At 54.0% G+C, this 21,012-nt stretch carries 15 protein-coding genes; 12 read left to right on the plus strand and 3 right to left on the minus strand.

Going from position 1 to position 21,012, the window contains the following annotated elements; all coding sequences use genetic code 11:
* The first annotated feature begins 12 nt into the window (after window positions 1-12).
* The 3 genes from AAC086_RS18620 (at window position 13) to AAC086_RS18630 (ending at window position 3,880) form a co-directional block, all read left to right on the plus strand.
* Window positions 13-1,539, plus strand: coding sequence for a cryptochrome/photolyase family protein (locus tag AAC086_RS18620; protein ID WP_339780953.1), 1,527 nt, complete (start codon window positions 13-15; stop codon window positions 1,537-1,539).
* Window positions 1,536-1,715, plus strand: coding sequence for a DUF2256 domain-containing protein (locus AAC086_RS18625; RefSeq protein ID WP_339780955.1), 180 nt, complete (start codon window positions 1,536-1,538; stop codon window positions 1,713-1,715). Before AAC086_RS18620 ends, AAC086_RS18625 begins: the two co-directional genes overlap by 4 nt.
* Before the next feature lie 98 nt (window positions 1,716-1,813).
* Complete coding sequence (locus tag AAC086_RS18630; protein ID WP_339780956.1) at window positions 1,814-3,880, plus strand: amidohydrolase family protein; 2,067 nt, start codon at window positions 1,814-1,816, stop codon at window positions 3,878-3,880.
* Between the two features lie 172 nt (window positions 3,881-4,052).
* Here AAC086_RS18630 and AAC086_RS18635 read toward each other — a convergent pair whose 3' ends face one another.
* Entirely contained in the window at window positions 4,053-4,796 is a 744-nt protein-coding gene (locus AAC086_RS18635; protein WP_339780958.1) for a phosphoadenylyl-sulfate reductase, read from the minus strand.
* Window positions 4,796-5,353, minus strand: coding sequence for an NAD(P)-dependent oxidoreductase (locus AAC086_RS18640; RefSeq protein WP_339780960.1), 558 nt, complete (start codon window positions 5,351-5,353; stop codon window positions 4,796-4,798). Before AAC086_RS18640 ends, AAC086_RS18635 begins: the two co-directional genes overlap by 1 nt.
* Before the next feature lie 279 nt (window positions 5,354-5,632).
* Here AAC086_RS18640 and AAC086_RS18645 point away from each other — a divergent pair, with 279 nt between their 5' ends.
* Window positions 5,633-6,697, plus strand: coding sequence for a COX15/CtaA family protein (locus AAC086_RS18645; protein WP_339780962.1), 1,065 nt, complete (start codon window positions 5,633-5,635; stop codon window positions 6,695-6,697).
* 26 nt (window positions 6,698-6,723) lie between these two features.
* On the opposite strand, the gene AAC086_RS18650 is transcribed toward AAC086_RS18645, so the two are convergent.
* Complete coding sequence (locus AAC086_RS18650) at window positions 6,724-7,998, minus strand: DUF3422 domain-containing protein (protein WP_339781071.1); 1,275 nt, start codon at window positions 7,996-7,998, stop codon at window positions 6,724-6,726.
* 189 nt (window positions 7,999-8,187) lie between these two features.
* Here AAC086_RS18650 and tldD point away from each other — a divergent pair, with 189 nt between their 5' ends.
* The 8 genes from tldD to AAC086_RS18690 all read left to right on the plus strand — a co-directional run bounded on the left by tldD (window position 8,188) and on the right by AAC086_RS18690 (window position 21,003).
* Window positions 8,188-9,621, plus strand: coding sequence for a metalloprotease TldD (gene tldD / locus AAC086_RS18655; protein WP_339780964.1), 1,434 nt, complete (start codon window positions 8,188-8,190; stop codon window positions 9,619-9,621).
* Window positions 9,622-10,101: 480 nt separating this feature from the next.
* A complete protein-coding gene (locus tag AAC086_RS18660) occupies window positions 10,102-11,610 on the plus strand; it encodes a hypothetical protein (RefSeq protein WP_339780966.1) in 1,509 nt (502 codons plus the stop codon).
* A gap of 18 nt (window positions 11,611-11,628) precedes the next feature.
* A complete protein-coding gene (locus tag AAC086_RS18665) occupies window positions 11,629-13,296 on the plus strand; it encodes a FecR family protein (protein WP_339780968.1) in 1,668 nt (555 codons plus the stop codon).
* Between the two features lie 19 nt (window positions 13,297-13,315).
* Window positions 13,316-15,583 carry an adenylate/guanylate cyclase domain-containing protein gene (locus AAC086_RS18670; protein ID WP_339780970.1) on the plus strand — a complete coding sequence of 756 codons (2,268 nt, stop codon included), beginning with the start codon at window positions 13,316-13,318 and terminating at the stop codon, window positions 15,581-15,583.
* Between the two features lie 137 nt (window positions 15,584-15,720).
* Window positions 15,721-16,746: a beta-eliminating lyase-related protein gene (locus AAC086_RS18675; protein WP_339780972.1), complete on the plus strand. Its 1,026-nt coding sequence runs from the start codon at window positions 15,721-15,723 to the stop codon at window positions 16,744-16,746.
* Between the two features lie 97 nt (window positions 16,747-16,843).
* Window positions 16,844-17,869, plus strand: coding sequence for a beta-eliminating lyase-related protein (locus AAC086_RS18680; protein WP_339780974.1), 1,026 nt, complete (start codon window positions 16,844-16,846; stop codon window positions 17,867-17,869).
* Between the two features lie 391 nt (window positions 17,870-18,260).
* Window positions 18,261-19,868 carry an ABC transporter substrate-binding protein gene (locus AAC086_RS18685; protein ID WP_339780976.1) on the plus strand — a complete coding sequence of 536 codons (1,608 nt, stop codon included), beginning with the start codon at window positions 18,261-18,263 and terminating at the stop codon, window positions 19,866-19,868.
* A 124-nt stretch (window positions 19,869-19,992) separates the two neighbouring features.
* Window positions 19,993-21,003: an ABC transporter permease subunit gene (locus AAC086_RS18690; RefSeq protein WP_339780977.1), complete on the plus strand. Its 1,011-nt coding sequence runs from the start codon at window positions 19,993-19,995 to the stop codon at window positions 21,001-21,003.
* Window positions 21,004-21,012: the final 9 nt, after the last annotated feature.

The following is a 21,012-nucleotide window of genomic DNA, read 5'->3' on the forward strand; positions in this document are numbered from 1 at the left end:
CAGCAGGTGGTTATGGGGCGTTTGCGGGTTATTCTGGGCGATCAGCTGTCGCAAACCATTTCCTGCCTTACCGGCTGCGATAAAACCCGCGACACTATTTTGATGTGCGAAGTGTGGGATGAAGCCACCTATGTTGCCCATCACAAAAAGAAAATCGCCTTTCTGTTTTCCGCCATGCGCCATTTTGCCCGTGATTTGCGCAAGGCGGGGTACAATATTGATTACATCCAACTGGATGACGCCGAAAATAGCGGCTCCTTTCGCGGTGAAGTAAACCGCGCCATCGCCCGCCATGCGCCAGAACAAATCATTGTCACCCATCCCGGCGAATATCGCGTGTTGCAGGATGTGAAAAACTGGCAGGAAGCCTTTGGCCTGCCAGTTGAAATTCACGAGGATGACCGGTTCCTGTGCAGTCTTGATGAATTTCGCAACTGGGCCAAAGACCGCACACAATTGCGGATGGAGTTTTTCTATCGCGACATGCGCAAGAAATACGGCATTTTGCTGGAAAACGGCAAACCGGTGGGCGGGCAATGGAACTTTGACGCGCAAAACCGCAAACCGCCCAAAGACGGCATGGGTATTCCGACCCCATACCAGTCCCGGCCCGATGACATTACAAACGACGTGCTTGATCTGGTTGAGGCTCGGTTTGGCAGCCATTTTGGCGATCTGCAACCGTTTCATTTTGCCGTTACCCGACAACAGGCACTAAACGCGCTTGACCAGTTTATTGACCAGCGGCTGGCACAGTTTGGCGATTATCAGGATGCGATGGTGCAAAACCAGCCCTGGATGTTTCATGCCCATCTGGCTTTTTATCTCAATTGCGGTTTGCTTTTACCGCTTGAATGCATCAAGGCGGCGGAAAATGCCTATTACCGGGGCGATGTGCCGTTAAATGCTGCCGAAGGTTTCATTCGCCAGATTCTGGGGTGGCGGGAATTTGTCCGGGGGATTTACTGGCTTAAAATGCCGGGCTATGGCGATGAAAACTATTTTAATGCGACAGCCGCCCTGCCTGAATTTTACTGGACCGCGCAAACCAGAATGAACTGCCTGCGCCAATGCGTGCAAGAAACCCGCGCAAACGCCTATGCCCATCATATTCAACGCTTAATGGTGCTGGGCAATTTTGCCTTGCTGGCTGGCATTTCTCCCATCGCCGTCAATGAATGGTTTTTAATCGTTTATGCCGATGCTTACGAATGGGTGGAAATGCCCAATGTCACCGGCATGGTTCTGTTTGCCGATGGCGGGTATCTTGCCAGCAAACCGTATGCGGCAGGCGGCGGTTATATCAACAAAATGTCGGACTATTGCGAAAACTGTTCGTTCAAGGTCAGCAAGAAAAACGGGCCGCAGGCGTGCCCGTTCAATTACCTGTACTGGGATTTTCTGGCGCGCAATCGTGCCAAACTGGCAAACAACCATCGTCTTGGCATGATGTATAAAACCTATGACCGCATGGGGGAGGATAAAAAACAGGCCATCGCCGATGACAGCGCCCGCTTTTTAAAATGCCTGTATCCATGAAAAAGCACGATTTACCGACAAAAACCTGCCCGGTCTGCCATCGTCCGTTTAGCTGGCGCAAAAAATGGGCCGAAAACTGGCACGATGTTAAATATTGTTCAAATCGATGCCGACGCGAAAAAAACAGCCCTGGCAAAAACGCTGCGGCCCCCAGCCCCAACAATTCACACACATAGCACATAGCACATTTCAAATCCCAGGCACCGTCACAAACGCGCTGGTTTAACGTCTCATTCCTGGAAAACAGCCGCATCTCTTGAGGGGTGCGGCGATCGTGCTCACACTTCATTTGGGAAGCATCGACATGGCGCATCATTGCGATCACGGCTTGAGTTGCGGTTGTCATAACCCGACGGCGGAAGCCCTGCTAAGAATTGCCGTTCAAAATTCGCCCCCGGCACCGGACGCAGAAGCCACCCCTGCCGCCACGGTTCTGGCCCGGCCCGAAACCCCGTTTATCCTGATCCATAACAATGGTGGCAAAGGAACGATCCGCACCGTGGCAGATGGGGATGGCACAGCAACGGCCGAGGCCCTGGTTGTTTTTGGCGACCAGATTTTGTTTGTCGGAACGCTGGGCGATGCCAAAACCGCCGCAGAAGCAATTTCAAAAAACAATCCGTCGGTTCCTGATTTACAGACCATTGCGCTCAGTGACGGGCAATGTGTTATTCCGGGCCTGATAGAGCCCCACGTTCATATCACCACATCGCCCGTCATGATGGCCTGGAACAATTATTCCCCCTTTGGCGACAAAGCCCTTGGCGATGCATCAGCATCGGACGATCCGTCATCGGAGATGGAAGCACAATGTTTGCGGCCTGATTACTGCCTGGCAAAGCTGTGCGAGGCCGTCAGCTCCGACCTTGCCAAACAAAAGACAGATGCTAGCAAATCGGATTGGTGGCTGCTTGGTGATGGGGTGGATACGTCGCTTATGACCGATTTCCCCGATCACGCCGATGGCAAAAACCTGCTAAACTGCATCGACAAAACCTTTCTGGACCCGATTAGTGATCAAACCCCGATCATGCTTATCTCGGCGTCAGAGCATACCGCCTATGTCAATACACCCGTGCTAAAGGCGATGTGGAAGAATCCTGCCCTTCACGAGAAATTAAAAAAACAGTTCAAAAGCGAAGAAAAATTCCTCGAAAAAGCCTCCGGCGTGCTTCAGGAAATGGACGAAATCGTTCCGGCTTTAATCTCGATTAACAAACGACAGATGGAAAGCCTGATCGCAGATATGCCGGGCAATCTGATCAGGATGTTAAAGGTCGCCCAAAAGCGCGGCGTCACGCTGGTTTACGATGCCGGAATGCAAACAAGCTTTGCCGCCATGATCAAAAACACGTTGCAGGGCCAGAAACTCCTGCATCCGAAATGGCCCAGCCCACGTATCGGCATGGCCCATTTGATCAGCAAGCTCGACGAACTCCCCAAAGACAGCTTTGCCAAACCAGTCCACCCGACCATCTGCAACCCCTATGAAACCGGATCGTTGAATTTCTATTTCGGCAGCTTGAAAATCGTGTCGGACGGATCAAATCAGGGCCTGACCGGTTATCAGATTGATCCCTATTGCTGCCCGCCTGAAAACCATTATGGCCTGTATAACTTCGCTGTTAGCCCCTCTGTCTCCGATAAGGGCACACCCGAAAAGGCCCCCGCAGACTTCATAGAGCTTGTGTCAACGGCCTGGCAAAAGAACTGGCCGATGATGATCCATGCCAACGGCGAACGCGCCATCGAGTATGCCTTGCAGGCCTATGAGGCATCGGCAATCGCAAATGCCGACATTTCGGCAACGGACCTGCGCAACCGGATTGAACATTGTTCGCTTCTGACCGACGAACGGCTGGAACGCATCAAAAATTCCGACATTCACCCCAGCTATCTGATCGGGCATGTCGGCTATTGGGGCTGGACATTCAGCAACTATATTTTCCGTGAAAAGGCCGAAGAACAGCTTGATCGCTGCAATAGCAGCATTGAACGCGATATCTGTTTTACCCTGCACAGCGATTGCGCGGTGTCACCGCTGGGCCCGCTTCGCATGATGGAACAGGCCGTGACCCGCAAAATGGAAGGCTCGGCCAATGCGGCTGTTCTGAATGCGCAAGAACGCATCACATCGGCCCAGGCATTGGTCGCAGCAACCTATAATGCAGCCTGGCAGTGCCATGCCGACCATCTGGTGGGATCTCTCGAAATTGGCAAGCTGGCCGACCTTGTGATCCTGGGCGAGGACCCGGTCAAAATGGATGCGCAAAGCGCCTATATGAAAATGCGCAATATCGAAGTCCAGCACATGCTGATTGGCGGCAGAAACGCGTTTTAAAACGCGGCTTTAAAAGCCAACCCGCGATGCCAAACAGCTTTTGGGTAAATGTCAGAATGGTAAGCCTGCAAAGCCACCTGAAAATTGCCTGAAACCAATCAACAAAAAAGGCCTTGCCCGGATAACACGGGCAAGGCCAACTGGCATGATAACGGAATGACCCGCAACATGATCAGATAATATAGTGAATACCGCATTCGGTTTTGTCCTGCCCGGCCCAGCGACCGGCACGAACATCGGAAACCGAGGCATCAACCCGGTCGGTGCAGGGCATGCAGCCAATCGACATATAGCCTTCTGATTCCAGCGGATGGCGTGGCAAGGCCCGGTTTTCGAAAATGTCCTCGATATCCTGGCGGTTATACCCTGCCAGCGGATTAACCTTGATGCGCGTCCCTGCGGTTTCAATCACCGGCAAGGTTCCGCGTTCACCGCCATGAAAGCGCTTGCGCCCGGTCAGCCACGCATCATAGCCCTGAAGGGCGCGTTGCAAGGGTTCAACCTTGCGGATAAAGCAGCACCGGTTACCGTCCTTTGCAAACAACATGCCTTCCGGGTCCTCGGCCTTCAGCTTTGTTTCATCCGGGCGCATGATACGGATATTGGTCAGGCCCAGTTGATCCACCAGTTGTTCGCGGTAACGATGGGTTTCGCCAAACAGCTTGCGGGTATCGAGAAAAATGACCGGCAGGTTGCGGTCCACCTCGGCGACCAAAGCCAGCAGGGCGGCCGCCTCGGTCCCGAACGATGATGTCATGGTGATTTTACCGGCAAATTCTTCGTGCACCATCGGTTCAATCAGGGAAATACCCTGTAAATGGCCGTACTGGTCCAGCAATGTGCGGGCACGCGCGTTGGTTTCATCAACACTCATGCTGCCACCGGTAACGACGTCTTCCTCTCTCAAAGCAGCCATTATAACCACCCCCGGCGATCAATATAATCATCTGTCAGGCGCACAAGCTGTTTCATGTCGGCACCGGATTCACGCCATTTGGCGCGCTGGTTTGCCAGTTCGCCCAAACGGTCGCCCCAGTGCGGGGACAGCCAGTTTTCAATCGCCCGACGGATGCGCCCTGCCAGGCGCGGACTGGAACCGTTGGTCGACACCGTGATCACCAGATCGCCGCGCTGAACACGGGCCGGGTTAAAAAAATCGCAATAGTCTTTCACATCCTCGACATTGACAATCGTGCCAACGGCGCGCGCCGTAGCGGCAAGGTCGGCAGCACTGGCTTCGGGCAGATCCACCACAAACATGATGGCAACGGCATTGATATCGGCCGAATTGGGCAGATAGCGGTGCAAACGGTCGCCCGCCTGCTCTGCCAGTTCGACATTTGGGTCTTCGCTATAAACGGTGACATATTTGGCCCCATCACCGTCAAGCTGGCGCAAACGGTTCAGCGTAGCCTCGCCGTTGCCAACCAGAGCCACCGACAGGCGGCCAAGGTCCAGATTGATGGGAAACATCGTCGATCCTCTAAATACGGTTTTCTGTTTGTTAATCGAGACTATGAAGGTGTGTTTTATTTAATTCAATACATTTTTTATGTGTTTTATTTATATTGAACAAAAATTTAGTGTTTATTTTGAGAAGCTCGGAAAAACCGGTGTTTACCGGCCATTTTTCGGCAATGACAACTTCGTGATCGACCCTCAAGAACGATTTGGTGCGGCTTTTCGTACAAATCAGAATTGTTTCAGCCTATAGTGCCGACCAGATTTACATTGCCAAAGCCAGAGGATTCGATGTCTCGCAGTGCTTCCCCCACTCTAAATCCTGCCGCCAGCATGAACAACGCCGCGCCCCAGCCCCACCGCGCTGTTGCCTTGTGGCTGTTTTTTTGTGCCTTCATGGTTTTTGTTATGGTGGTCATTGGCGGGCTGACCCGATTAACCGAGTCTGGCCTGTCCATTGTTGAATGGCATCCTTTTACCGGCGTCATCCCGCCACTGAACGAAGGCGACTGGCAACGCCTGTATCAGGAATACAGCCAGTATCCCGAGTTTCAGAAAGTAAATGGCTGGATGTCGGTGGCCGATTTCAAATCGATCTTCTGGCTGGAATTTATCCATCGCCTGTGGGGCCGGTTCATTGGCGTGGTGTTTTTTGTGCCTTTCGTGTGGTTTCTGGTCAAACGCAGCATCGATGGCACCACCAAATGGAAGCTGGCCGGGCTTTTTGTGCTCGGCGGCCTGCAAGGTGTGATGGGCTGGTACATGGTCATGAGTGGCCTTGTGGATCGGCCCGATGTCAGCCAATACCGCCTGACCGCCCATTTTGGCCTCGCCCTGGTCATTTTCATTGCCCTGTTATGGGTTGGCTTACAGCAATATGCCCCGCGCCCGATAGCAACCGCCAAATCAAAACGCATTTCAGGCGTTTTGGCGCTGGTGGTTTTCACCGCACTGTCTGGCGGCTTTGTCGCGGGGACCAATGCCGGGTTTATTTACAATACTTTCCCGCTGATGGACGGACATTTGATCCCCAACGGCTTATTTGCCTTTGACCCGGCTTGGATGGCCCCGTTCGAGGATGTCAAAACCATTCAGTTTGACCATCGCTGGCTGGCGAAGCTGACCTTTTTTGTCGTGCTGTTTTTCTGGTGGCAAACCACCCGGCAAGACATCACCGCTGATCAAAAAAACGCCTGTCATTTGATGCTTGCCGCTGTGTGCCTGCAAGTCGCCCTTGGCATTTCAACCTTGCTAAGTGTGGTGTGGTTGCCTTTGGGGGTGACCCATCAGGCCGGTGCCGTGATTTTGATCAGCGCGACAACGTTTTGCGCCTACAAACTGCGTGATTCCGCCTGATAAACTTGCCCGCAAGGGTTCATTATTTAGCCCTGCGCCTCGTCCCGGTGCAGGGCTTTTTTAATACGGTGCATGGAAAACCATATCACAGCCAAAACCACGGGCACTGCCACTCCACTGGCGACCTTGTCATTCATGGGAATGCCAACGTCCTTAACGGCTTTAAACAAATATCCCAGCAAACCCACCGCATAATAGGTAATGGCCGCAACCGATAGCCCCTCGACCGTTTGTTGCAGGCGTAATTGCAGTTTCACCCGCCGGTCCATACTGGCAAGCAAATCGCGGTTTTGCGCCTCTAGCAAAATATCCACCCGGGTCCGCAACAGATTATTGGCCCGCGCCACCCGCTTGGACAAAACCTCCAGCCGGTCGCCAATATTCTGGCAGGTCCGCATGGCCGGGGCCAGGCGACGTTCCATAAATTCGCTTAGGGTCTGCATGCCCTCGATCCGTTCTTCGCGCAACTCGCCCAGCCGGGCTTGAAGAATGCGGTAATAGGCCCGCGCTGCGCCAAAGCGATAATTTAACGATGCCGCCATTTCTTCGGTCTGGGCGGCAAGATCGGTCAGTTTTTGCAGGGTTTCTTCATCATTGGTGTGGGTTTTGCTGGCCATTTCGGCGGTGATGGATGACAGACGGGCATCAATTTCAGAAACCTTGGGTGTCGCGCAATGCGCCATGGGAAAGGCCAGCAACGCCATCATGCGATAAACTTCAATTTCCTGAATACGCTGGATCAAACGTCCCGCCTGCAAGGGCTCCAACCCGTTGTCACGTACCAGTATCCGGCCAAATCCATCACCATGCAGGCGAAAATCGGTCCATAACAATGCGCCGCGGCCCAAAACATGGCTGCCCGTCAGGCCGTTATAATCAAACAAACGGGCAATATCGTCGCTGCTGCGCGCCTCCCGATCCATCGCAATATGCAGCCCGACCAGCATCAGGCCCGGTGTGGCCTCCATCCAGTCACTTGGCACCAAATTCATCACCGGGTCTTCAAAGGGCTGCTCAAACGGTGCCTGGCGCTTGAAAACATAAACCGTAAATTCGGCATGTCGCTCCCAGATAACGGTAAAGCCATCGCAGGCCGCTTCAAAATATTTCTGGTCATCGGCGGGGGGCGTCAGGGTATAGCGCGCGCAAAAACTGCGAAAATGCTGCCGGACCTCGGCATCAAGGTCCTCTCCGGCGTGAAAAGCCAGACAACTGCACCGCATCGGGCTTTGCACGCCGCCAAACGGCCTTGCATGAATTTCGTTATGAAGTGCGACACGCTGGGGATGTTCAACAAACATTGCCACGGGCTTTCATCTTCGCCTTCGCCGGTCTATATAGAGATATTACAGAACTCTGTATAAACGAAAATCCAGAATAGCAGAAAGCCCCAAAACCTAAGGGTAAATACTGTCACAGGACTTTTGCCATGCAGGGACAATTCACCCGTCATCCGCCCCCCGCGCGATTTTGACGGACAAGGAGGTTTCATGACCGATCTGAGCAAAACCGATAGCCTCTTTTTCGACAAGGGCGAACTTGATCGTGACCGGCTGGAAAGCCAGGTTAATGATGCCCTTGCCACAGCCGAAGATGGCGAACTGTTTTTGGAATATCGCCAGTCCGAAAGCCTGACCTGGGATGATGGTCGCCTGCGCAGTGCGAATTTTGATACCGCCCAGGGCTTTGGTCTGCGCGCTGTTGCCGATGAAGCCACCGCTTTTTCCCATTCCAACGAATTGTCCAACGCCGCCGTGGGCCGGGCGGCAGAAACCGTCAAGGCGGTTGGGTCGGGCCGGTCGGGCAAGGTGGATTTGGGGTCAATTGGCACCAATGTCTCGCTTTACACCGACATTAACCCGCTTGGTGAAGCCAGCTTTGAAGCCAAGGTCGATTTGCTGGGCAAGATTGATGCCTATGCCCGGGCCAAAGACCCGCGCGTTTCCCAGGTTTCGGCATCGATTTCGGGCAACTGGCAGGCGGTGCAGATCTGGCGGTCGGGCGGGCAGCGTATTGGTGATATTCGCCCGCTGGTGCGCTTTAACGTTTCTGTCGTCGTCAAGGATGGCGACCGCATGGAAAGCGGATCGCACGGGCAAGGCGGGCGCATCGGCTTTGACGGTTTCTTTGACGAAAAAACATGGAAATCCGCCGTCGATGAAGCGTTACGTCAGGCGATTGTCAATCTGGATTCCGTTGCCGCGCCTGCCGGTGAAATGACCGTTGTTCTGGGGCCGGGCTGGCCGGGTATTTTGCTGCATGAAGCGATCGGCCATGGCCTTGAGGGTGACTTTAACCGCAAGGGCACATCGGCCTTTGCCGGTCTTTTAGGTCAGCGCATTGCATCACCCGGCGTCACCGTGGTCGATGATGGCACCTTGCATGACCGTCGCGGGTCATTATCAATTGACGATGAAGGCACGCCCACCCAGCGCACTGTCCTGATCGAGGATGGCATCCTGACCGGCTTTATGCAGGACCGGTTGAATGCGCGCCTGACCGGCGTTAAATCCACCGGCAACGGACGGCGTCAGTCTTATGCCCACGCCCCCATGCCCCGCATGACCAACACCTATATGCTCGGCGGCAATCACAGCCCCGAAGAAATTCTGGCATCGGTGAAAAAAGGCATTTACGCCGTTAACTTTGCCGGCGGCCAGGTGGATATTACGTCGGGCAAGTTCGTGTTTTCGGCATCCGAAGCGTATTTGATCGAAAATGGCAAGCTGGGTGCGCCGGTCAAAGGTGCCACCCTGATCGGCAACGGACCAGACAGCCTGACCAAAGTTTCCATGATCGGCAACGACATGAAACTGGATGACGGTATTGGCACCTGCGGCAAGGATGGGCAAGGGGTCCCGGTTGGCGTTGGCCAGCCCACCCTGCGCATTGACGGATTAACGGTTGGCGGCACCGCGATGTAAACCAATCGCCTGCAAAACTTGCTAAAAATACAAGGCGCTGCTTTTAGAGCATATTTCCTTTAATAAGACCCATTTTGTTTAATTTTGACGTGTCGTTTGGCAAGGCACGGCGCGCTGCGCGATGCGGCGCATCGGGCAAGCGGTGTAACGCCGCCAAACGCCGTCAAAATTAAACCCTGCGGGCCAGCGCATTTTGCTGCTCGGCGACGTCGAAATCCTTGTCCGTAACCCCGTTACGCCCTGCGGATTTCTCCTTGCTGAGCAGCAAAATGCGTTGGCAAAACGGGTCTTATTAAAGGAAACATGCTCTAACGGGCAGCGCCTTTGTAGTTTCTGCATCATTTTCAAGCAACTCTGACACTGCGTGCACCTTAATCTTACCGCTTATGATCTAGAACTTTTCAACAGCCTCGGTTCGGTTTAGTCTGTTCGTATAATATGGGGTTGGTAAGCCTTAATCGTAAATGACGACCATGTCGCATGATTGGCTTACCTGCGAATTGGGGTCTTGAATTGTCTGTTTTGAATTTCCGGTGCGGCAGGTACGCCGCAGGTGCCGCTTGCGCCGTTGTATCGATACTGGCTGTGAATGGCGCGTGGGCACAGGAACCGCCTGCTGTGGATGCGGCACAACGTTCTGCACAAATACAAGAGGAATTTCAGGCCCTTTCAGGGGCTGCGGAAAAATCACGGTTTTTGTTATCCACCGATGACGGCAAAGGCATTACCTTTGCCGATATTTTGCGCGACCCTGACAATATTGTGCTGAATTTTCGCTGGGCCAAGGCGCAAATGGCACAGGGCAACATTCGCGGGGCTTCTTCAACGCTTGAACGCATCCTGATCCTTGACCCTGATCTGGCGCCGGTTCGGCTTTATTATGCCATCGTCCTGTATCGCCTCGACAGTCTTGATATCGCAAAAGCACAGTTTGAAAAACTGCGTGCGCTGCCGATCAGTCCCGACGTGGCCGCCCAGATCGACCAATATCTGGATGCCATCAACAAACGTCGCCAGCGGGTAAAACAAACCCTGTCTGTCAGTTTCGGTGTTCATTACGATACCAACCGCAATTCAGCACCCAGCGATAACGAACGCATGGTTTTGGGGTCTTTGCAAACAATCACGAATACCGAAGACCGCCATCAGTCGGATTTTGGTTATATGGGGGCGGCCCATTACGACATTACCTATGATCTCGGCTATCAGGCGGGGCACGATGTTTTTGCCGGTGTCACCGGCTATTACGACGATCAAGTCCGCCTCGATAACCTCGATGTTGGCACCGCCAGTTTCGAAATTGGCGGCCATTGGCGCAGCCCGTATCTAACCATCACCCCGACCCTGATCCAGACGGCAGCCGAACTTGACAACGAAAAATTCCTGACCTCTCGCGGGGTGCGGGTGCGTGCTGACTGGAAATTCAGGCCCGACACCACCCTGTGGGGCCAAACCAGCTATTTTGACGAACGCTATGGTGCAACACCGGATTCAAGCGCACTGCCGCTGCGATCAGGTCAGCGCTATCAGGGGAAAACCGGTGCTACTTATACCTGGGACAACCAGAACCGCACCACATTCGGCCTGACACTGGCCCGCAAGGAAGCCGCCCGCAGCTATTACACCTATCGCAGTGTTGGTGCGGAGCTTAGCCACACCCTTTTGCTCGCTGGTGGCAAATACGTGATGGGCAGCTTTTCCTATGGGGTTGACCAATATCAGCAACCTGACGCGCTGGTTACGGGCAACACACCAATGACACGCAAGGATTATCCGCTACGCGCCCGGCTTTCTTATGGATCAAATGTCGGAAACCTGCTGGAAGCATCGTGGTTTGGCAGCGACATCGGGCAGGATATTTATCAGTTCATCGCACCCGTTTCGTGGTCGATTACCGAAGAATACCAGGCGACATCTTCCAACATTGCGAACTACGATTACGACAACTGGCGCACGCAATTGCTTCTCTCGCGCCGTTGGGCATTTTAACCACAAGGCACCATGATCATGACGGTTTCCATCCTCGACAAACGCCACACACGATCAGATCCCGCCCACCTTCAGGCCGGGCTGCGGGGTGCTTCGCTGGCGGTATTGTTCACATTTGGCACCATGCTTCCGCTGCATCCGGCATTGGCACGCGGTGAACAGGCAGGGGTCAGTGCCGCTGTGCGAGGCGAGGTCGAACTGGCAGAGGCCAAAGGCGTGGTCGGCACCCGGATTGATAGTGGTCAGCCGATTTATCTGGGTGACTATATTACCTCCTCACCCGGCTCGGGGATGCAGATATTGCTGATGGATGAAACCGTTTTCACCATCGGCCCGAACAGCGAAATCGCCATTGACGATTTTGTCTATGACCCGTCAAACAATCAAGGCCATATGACCGCCAGTATCACCCGTGGCGTTGTGCGTGTTCTGACCGGGAAACTGGCCCATAACGACCCGAAAACCATGAAAATAAACCTGCCGGTCGGCTCCATCGGCATTCGTGGTACCCAGTTTCTGGTCTCCGTGCAGGATGGCCCGGGAAATGGCGGAAATAATGGTACTGGCAGTTCAAACAGCTGGTCGCCGACAACCCAAAAATTTGCCCAGGATCAGCTAGGGTCTTCGTCAAACAACAATTCCGGGCCGATTGTTGGCGTGGTTAATCTTGGGCCGGGTGCCGGGCGCAATGATTCCGGTTCGCGGCCCGGGGCGGTTGAACTGACGTCGAACAACGGCGTCACCCAGCCTTTGTCGAGCGAAGGCTTTGGTGCCTTTATGACCGGCGATACCGTGACCCCACCCACCCGTTTTCCCGCCGACCTTGCCGGGCTGGATATCAGTTCACTGGTCACCCGCCCCAGCCCGCGTGATGCAAAACAAAACGGCAAAGGCAATGGTAACGGAAACGGAAGCAGCAACAGCGGTGGTTCTGCCCAGTCGTCGTCAGCATCGCCGACGGCATCTGGTACCGGTTCGTCGGGAACATCGACATCGGGCGGAAGCGGTTCAACGCTGAGCAGCAATGCCATGGCGTCGGCCAACAGCGATAGCGGTCAAACCGTTGCCGGAACGCTGGATGTTGCTATGACCCAAACCAGTGTCACGACAACGTCGAGCGCCGCCAGCAACGAAACATCGCAGACCAGCAACGATGTGCATAGCGATCCGTCGGTCACCGATGAAACCCCGGGAAGTACGACGAACGCTGCGACATTCGAGGCAATGCAGAATATCACAAGCGGAACCTATGCAAAAGGCGCGAGCGTAAATAATGGCTCGCTCGCCTACGAATCCTATACACAAGTAGATTTCTCGAACAGATACATTTCTCAGGACATTAACAATATCGAAGAACTAAATTCATCGAAACAATACAACGGCGATATTTCAATGCACTACTCACAAAGTTATACCGGTCGATCTGGCGATGCCATTTTGACCAATGAAGACTTTTACAGAACTGAAGGCTGTGTGGCAGCGGGCTGTTCCGCAACGGTGACTTTTACAACACCAACCAGCGTACATGTTGATGTTGCAACAACGGCCGTGCCCGAAGGTGCGCAAACTTCATATGATCTGGATGAACTCATTGATAATTGCCCTCACTGCGGCGGCGGTGGTCAGATTGACCCCGATCCCGGTAATGCACCCGACCTGCCAACACCGACCCCCACTGGCCCTTGAGTAGTTAAGCAATATCATCATGCGCAAAAAACTGTCGGGACTTTTACATTATCTGATCCCCTTGCTTGTGCTGGTCACATGCGTTGTTTTGCGCTGGCAGGACGTGCCACTGGTCGGGCAATTACGGATGAATGTGTTTGATACCTATCAACGCATCGAACCGCGCCAATATCAGGATGCCGGGGTGCGCATTGTTGATATTGACGATAAAAGCCTGGCCGAACTGGGCCAATGGCCATGGCCGCGCACCCGCCTTGCCGAACTGATTTACCGGCTTCGCACGGCCGGAGCGGTTGTTGTCGGATTTGACGTTATTTTTGCCGAACCCGACCGCACATCGCCATCGCGTGTGATTGGTGACTGGCCGCAAGACGATAACACCGCCAAGATCCGCGAACTGGCAACCGGCCTGCCCGACCATGATGCCCTGTTTGCCCAGTTCATTGGCGGCGTGGGGCAGATTGTAACTGCAACCCAGTTAACCAACGGCCCGTTGGGCACCATCCCGCGCCAGATTGGCAATTTTTCCGTCGCGGGGTCCCAGGGACGCCGCATTGCCGAATATATCCCGACCCTGAGCGGGGCGATTACCAACCTGCCCGCCATCGAGGACGCCGCTGCGGGCAATGCCCTGATTAACGTTACACCGGGTGCCGACGGGGTTGTACGCCGCGTGCCATTATTGCTGGCCCTTGATGCCGAACAGCCCCTGATCGGCAAACCGGTTTACCCGACGCTAAGCATGGAAATGCTGCGCGTAATGCAAGATGCCCCCAAAACAATGAATGTGCGCCTGTCGGGTGCCAGTGGTGCGGCCCGTTGGACAACCACCGACGGGGTCGATGCCATCCGGGTGGGGCAACTGACCATTCCGTCCGATGCCACGGGCAATATGTGGGTCTATTTTACCGGCCATCAACAGGACCGCTATCTTTCGGCAGCCGACGTCATAAATGGCAAACTGCCTGAAGGCGCACTTCAGGACATGGCCGTTCTGATCGGCACCAGTGCGGCGGGATTGCTCGATTTACGATCCTCGCCGCTAAACCCGGTTTTACCGGGGGTCGAGATTCACGCTGAAATGCTTGAACAAATGCTGCTGCAGCAATTTTTGTCCCGCCCCTATTGGGCATCGCAGGCAGAAACGCTGGCATTGGTGATTGTCGGCCTGTTTTTCATCATTGCCATTCCCCGGTTGGGGCCACTTTGGCCCGCGATTATCGGTGTTGGCATGATCGGCGGGGCCGTTGGCTTTTCGTGGTGGGCCTTTCGCGAACACCACATCCTGATTGATCCGTTATATGCCAGTCTCGCGACCATTCTGGTTTATATTACAGGCAGTCTGATCGGTTTCATGCGCACGGAAGGGGAAAAACGCCAGGTTCGTGGCGCTTTTTCCACCTATCTGTCGCCAGCCCTGGTCGAACAATTGGCCCAACACCCCGAACGGCTGAAACTGGGCGGGGAAATGCGTGATATGACATTGCTGTTTTGCGATGTGCGCGGCTTTACCACCATTTCCGAAAGCTATAAATCAGACCCGCAAGGCCTGACCCAATTGATCAACCGGCTGTTAACCCCGCTGACCGGCTGTATTTTGCAGCGTGATGGCACCATCGACAAATATATGGGCGACTGCATCATGGCGTTTTGGAACGCCCCGCTAGATGTACCCCTGCACCCGGAAAAGGCCTGTGAAGCCGCACTGGCGATGTTTGTCGCCCTGCGGGCCTTAAATGCCGAACGCGAGGCCGAAGCCCATGCCGAAGGCCGCCCGTTTTTACCGCTAAATATCGGTATCGGGGTGAATACAGGCACCTGCGTTGTTGGCAATATGGGCTCCGACCAGCGGTTTGACTATTCGGTTCTCGGCGACGCGGTTAACCTGGCATCTCGGCTTGAAGGGCAGTCTAAAAACTATGGCGTTGATATTGTGATTGGTCAGGATAGTGCCATCACAGTTTCCGACCGCTTTGCGGTTTTGCAACTGGACCTGATTGCGGTGAAAGGCAAAAGCGAAGCGGTGGAAATTTTCACCGTGCTGGGCGACCACGATCTGCGTGACAGCGACGATTTTACCGAACTGGCCCAAAAGCATGACGCCATGATTACCGCCTATCGTCGACAAAACTGGGATCAGGCCGAGGCTCTTTTGGCGACCTTGCGCCATAATCCGGTGCGCAACTTGTCTGTTCTTTATGACATGTATGATGAACGCATCGCTGCTTTTCGTCAAAGCCCCCCTGGCCCGGACTGGGACGGTGTTTTTGTTGCGACAAGCAAATAGAACCCGCAATTGCTACCTAACCAACAAACCCGCCGCGCGCCCTGCCTGGCGGGTTTGTTCTGCTTGCATTTCAAACCTGTTGCGCCAATGCTGGGTAAAATTCCACCCCCTGTTTCCAGTTCGCACAACGGGTCATCATGAATTTTTCATCCGACAATGTTTCACCTTTATGCCCCGAAATTTTAGCTGCCATTACCCAAGAATCAGAAGGCAGTGCCCTGCCTTACGGACAGGACGAGCTGTCTGCCAAACTGGATGCCGCCTTTTCCGCCGTGTTTGGAACCGACTGCGTTGTGGTGCCGGTTGCCACCGGCACAGCGGCCAATCTGATCGGCCTTTCCAACCTTGTTTCCCCCTATGGCGGGGTTGTTTGCCACCACGAAGCCCACATCAACCAAACGGAATCAACCGGTGTCGCCTTTTTTGGCGGTGGGGCCAAATTGCTAACCATGGATGGCCCATCGGCCAAAATCGAGGCTGACCGCCTTGATCAATTTTTAACCGCGCAAAGCAATCGCGGGATTCACGCGGTTGACCCCGAATGTGTTGCCATCACCCAGGCAACCGAGTTTGGCGCGGTTTACACTGTCGATGAAATTACCGCCATTGGCCAGGTGTGCAAAACCCATGACATGCGCCTGTTTATGGATGGGGCACGTTTTGCCAATGCCGTGGCGTCTTTGGGGTGCCATCCGGCCGATATAACCTGGAAGGCCGGGGTTGATGTTTTAAGTTTCGGGGCGACCAAAAATGGTGCCCTGGCGGTGGATGCGATTGTGTTGTTTGATCCGTCACTGCGCAAAAAAACCGAAAAGGCGCGCAAACGCGGCGGTCACCTGTTTTCCAAACATCGTTATTTGGCCGTGCAACTGCTGGCCTATCTGGAAAATGACCTGTGGTTAAAAAATGCCCGCCACGCCAATATGGCAGCAAAACTGCTGGCGCAATCCCTGACCCGTCTGGGCGCCACCACGGTGCATCAACCCCAGGGCAACGAATTGTTTGTCCGCCTGGACGATAACCTCGCCGCTCTGTTACGTGCAACCGGCATTATATTTCGCCCATGGCCTGCCATTGGCCCCGGCGCGTACCGGTTTGTTACAGCGTGGAACAGCCCGCTTGAGGCCATTACATCCCTGCCCCAACACCTGAACCTGACATAGCAAAACATTGCGTATCCCGCCGCGGCCATGCAAGAACAATGCATCATTTTGCAGGTCTTATGACCACATCTAACATCCGACAAAAAGCGAGCCCCCAATGAATTTTGCCTCCGACAATGTGACCCCGGTTTGCCCCGAAATACAGGCCGCCATTGATGCCCAGTGCCAGGGCAACGCCCCGGCCTATGGCGGGGATGATGTATCAGCATCGCTGGATCGCACCTTTTCCGACCTGTTTGATCACGAGGTTGCCGTGGTTCCGGTCAGCACCGGAACAGCAGCAAACTGCATTAGCCTGAGCACCTTGGTATCGCCTTATGGCGGCATTGTTTGCCACCACGAAGCCCATATTAACGAAGACGAATCAACAGCCGTGGCGCACTTTACCGGTGGTGCAAAATTGCTGCCGATCGATGGGCCAGCGGCCAAGCTTGAAGCAACCACCCTGAGCACCTATCTCGAAAGCCGGGTTGATCGCGGGGTACATTCGGTAACGCCGGAATGTGTGGCCGTCACCCAATCCACCGAACTGGGCGCGGTTTACAGCCCCGACGAAATGGCTGCCATTGGCGCAATCTGCAAACAGTTTAACAAAAAACTGTTTATGGATGGCGCCCGGTTTGCCAATGCCGTTGCCGCCCTGAATTGTCCCCCCGCCGACATCACATGGAAAGCCGGGGTTGACGCGTTAAGTTTCGGGGGTACCAAAAACGGGGCAATGGCGGTTGAGGCGATTATTTTGTTTGACCCGGCACGCCGCGCCGAGGCAGAGCAGGCCCGCAAACGCAGCGGCCATTTATTGTCCAAGCATCGCTATCTGGCCGGGCAACTGGCCGCCTATATTGATAACGATCTTTGGTTGAAAAATGCCCGTAATGCCAACAGCGCCGCACAGGCTTTGGCAACCCTTCTAACAGATCAGGGCGGGCAAATGTTGCTTGCCCCGCAGGCCAATGAACTTTTTGTGGCCCTGCCCGATACCATTGCACAAAAATTACGCGATGCCGGAATGCTGTTTTATTCCTGGCCGTCTCTTGGTACCAATGCCTATCGATTTGTGACCGCATGGAACAGCGATATCAATGCAATCAATGCCCTGAAAACGCGATTGCACGGATTGTAAGTTTCACTAATCTCCTGAAACGATGCACGAATCCCGATGTTGGATAAAATATGAAAATGCGCCCTGTTTCTACACAGAACGGGCGCATTTTTACGTCGCAGCACAAGCAGCCCTGAAAAAAACACATAGCAGCCAGTGAAAAAATTTATCGTCAATTTCATAAAAATAACAAACACTTGACATAAATTCATCTATTGCCCGGATACGATTTCCAAGTAAATTCCCTCAGCAACCGTTGACGGTACGCAAAAACCCTGATTACTTTCGGGCGACGATTACCAACACATGTGTTGAATCGGCTCAACCAGCCTGAACTTATCGTACGGAATGCAGCGGGTGAGACTTGCAAACCAAAACGACGGTTCGGGCCAGCCTTGAGGGAGGCATATAAATGAAAGCGACTTTCGTCAAAGCGGCTTTGGGCGCAGCCCTTGTTGCGACAACTGCCATGGCCGCACCGACGGCCGCTTCGGCAAAAACCCTGGTTTATTGCTCGGAAGGAAGCCCGGAAGGTTTCAACCCGCAGCTTTACACCTCGGGCACGACCTTTGATGCGACGTCAAAGAACGTATTTAACCGTCTGGTTCAGTTCAAGCGCGGCACGACAACGATCGTTCCCGGCCTTGCAACCAGCTGGGACATTTCGCCTGATGGCCTGGAATATACCTTTCACCTGCGTAAAGGTGTAAAGTTTCAGACCACCAAGGAATTCACCCCGACCCGTGAATTCGATGCCGACGACGTTCTGTTTTCTTTTGACCGCATGTGGGACAAAGAAAACCCCTATCACGGTGTCAGCGGTGGTTCGTACGAATATTTCAACGCCATGTCGATGCCCGACCTGATCAAGGACATCGTCAAAGTTGATGATTACACCGTCAAATTTGTTCTGAACCGTCCGGAAGCACCGTTCATTGCCAACATGGCGATGGATTTTGCATCGATCCTGTCGGGCGAATATGCCGACAACATGCTCGAAGCCGGCACCCCGGAGCAGGTTGACCTGCTGCCAGTCGGCACCGGCCCGTTCCAGTTGGTTCAGTACCAAAAAGACGCCGTCATTCGCTATAAGGCGAATCCCGATTACTGGGAAGGCCCGGCCGCGATTGACAACCTGATCTTCGCCATCACCCCGGACAGCACCGTTCGCTATCAGAAGATGAAAGCGGGCGAATGCCACGTCATGCCGTATCCGAACCCGGCTGATCTGAAAGCGATGGATGCCGACCCGTCGATCAACCTGATGAGCCAGGAAGGTCTGAACGTTGGTTACCTTGGCTATAACACCAAAAAAGAACCGTTCACCAAGACCGAAGTGCGCAAAGCACTGAACATGGCGATCAACAAGGATGCCATCCTTGAAGCGGTTTATCAGGGTGCCGGTTCCAAGGCGAAAAACCCGATTCCGCCAACCATCTGGTCTTATAACAACGACATCGTTGATGACCCCTATGATCCGGAAGCTGCCAAAAAGATGCTGGCCGATGCCGGTTATCCGAACGGTTTTGAAACCGACATCTGGGCCATGCCGGTACAGCGCCCCTATAACCCGAATGCGCGCCGCATGGCTGAAATGATCCAGGCTGACTGGGCCAAGATCGGCGTTAAGGCAAAAATCGTTTCCTATGAATGGGGCGAATATCTGGAACGCACCAAAAAGGGCGAACAAGGTTCGTTCCTGATGGGCTGGACCGGTGACAATGGTGACCCCGATAACTTCCTGGCCGTTCTGCTGGGTTGCGATGCCGTTGGCAGTTCAAACCGCGCACAATGGTGCAACGAAGACTTCGACAAGCTGATCCAGCAGGCAAAGACCACCTCGGACGTTCTGGAGCGTACCCGCCTGTATGAACAGGCACAGGTTGTGTTCAAAGAACAGGCTCCGTGGGCAACCATTGCACACTCTGTCGTTTTCGAACCGGTCCGCAAGGAAGTTGAAAACTACAAGATTGACCCGTTTGGCGGTCACATCTTCTATGGCGTCGATATCAAAGAATAATCGCGCTTTCATTTTATCGAGAGGCCCGGTTTTCCGGGCCTCTTCGCATTACCAGATCAAAAAATAAAAGAGAGAACATTCACGTGCTCGATCAGCGCCTGAATGAGCAAAAAGGCCCCAAGGCATGCTAGGTTTCCTTTTCCGCAGACTGGGTGACATCGTCCCGACGTTTTTCGGCGTCACCCTGCTGGTCTTCTTCCTGATCCGCCTCATTCCCGGCGACCCCATCCTGATGATGGCGGGGGAACGTGGCGTTGATGCTGTCCGCTATGCCGAACTCAAGGCACAATACGGATTTGACCAGCCAGTCATTGTTCAGTATTTCCATTATTTACTGGGCGTCTTCCAAGGCGATCTTGGCAAATCCTTTGTAACCAGAAAACCCGTCCTTGAAGAATTCATGACCCTGTTCCCGGCAACGGTTGAGTTGGGCGTTATCGCTATTTTATTTGCCATTGTCGTTGGCCTGCCTCTGGGCGTTATCGCCGCCGTGCGCCGGGGAGGCATCTTTGACTACACCACCATGACCATCTCGCTGGCCGGTTATTCGATGCCGATCTTCTGGTGGGCAACGATGCTGATCATGTTCTTCTCGGTCTTTCTGGGCTGGACGCCGGTTTCAGGCCGATTATCGGTACTTTACTATATCGAACCGACGACCGGCTTCATGCTGATCGATACGTTGCTGAGCGACCAGAAAGGGGCCTTTGTCGATGCGTTGCAGCATCTGATCCTGCCCTCGATTGCACTGGGCACCATTCCAATGGCGGTTATCGCCCGCATGACGCGATCTTCGATGCTCGAAGTCCTGCGCGAGGATTACATCCGTGTTGCGCGTGCCAAGGGGCTTAGCCCGACCAAGGTGGTTGTATTGCACGGTTTGCGCAATGCCCTTATTCCGGTTGTTACCGTGATTGGCCTGCAAGTCAGCGTGCTGGTGGCAGGTGCCATTCTGACCGAAACGATCTTTTCCTGGCCCGGAATTGGCAAATGGATTGTCGAAGCTGTGAGCCGTCGCGACTATCCGACCATTCAGGGCGGAATTCTTCTGATCGCGATCATGATCATGATGGTCAATCTGTTTGTTGATCTGACCTACAGCGTGATCAATCCCCGCATTCGTCATACGCGCTAAGGGATGGCA

Origin of the sequence: uncultured Thalassospira sp., from assembly GCF_963976115.1 — a bacterium.
Classification (GTDB): Bacteria; Pseudomonadota; Alphaproteobacteria; order Rhodospirillales; family Thalassospiraceae; genus Thalassospira.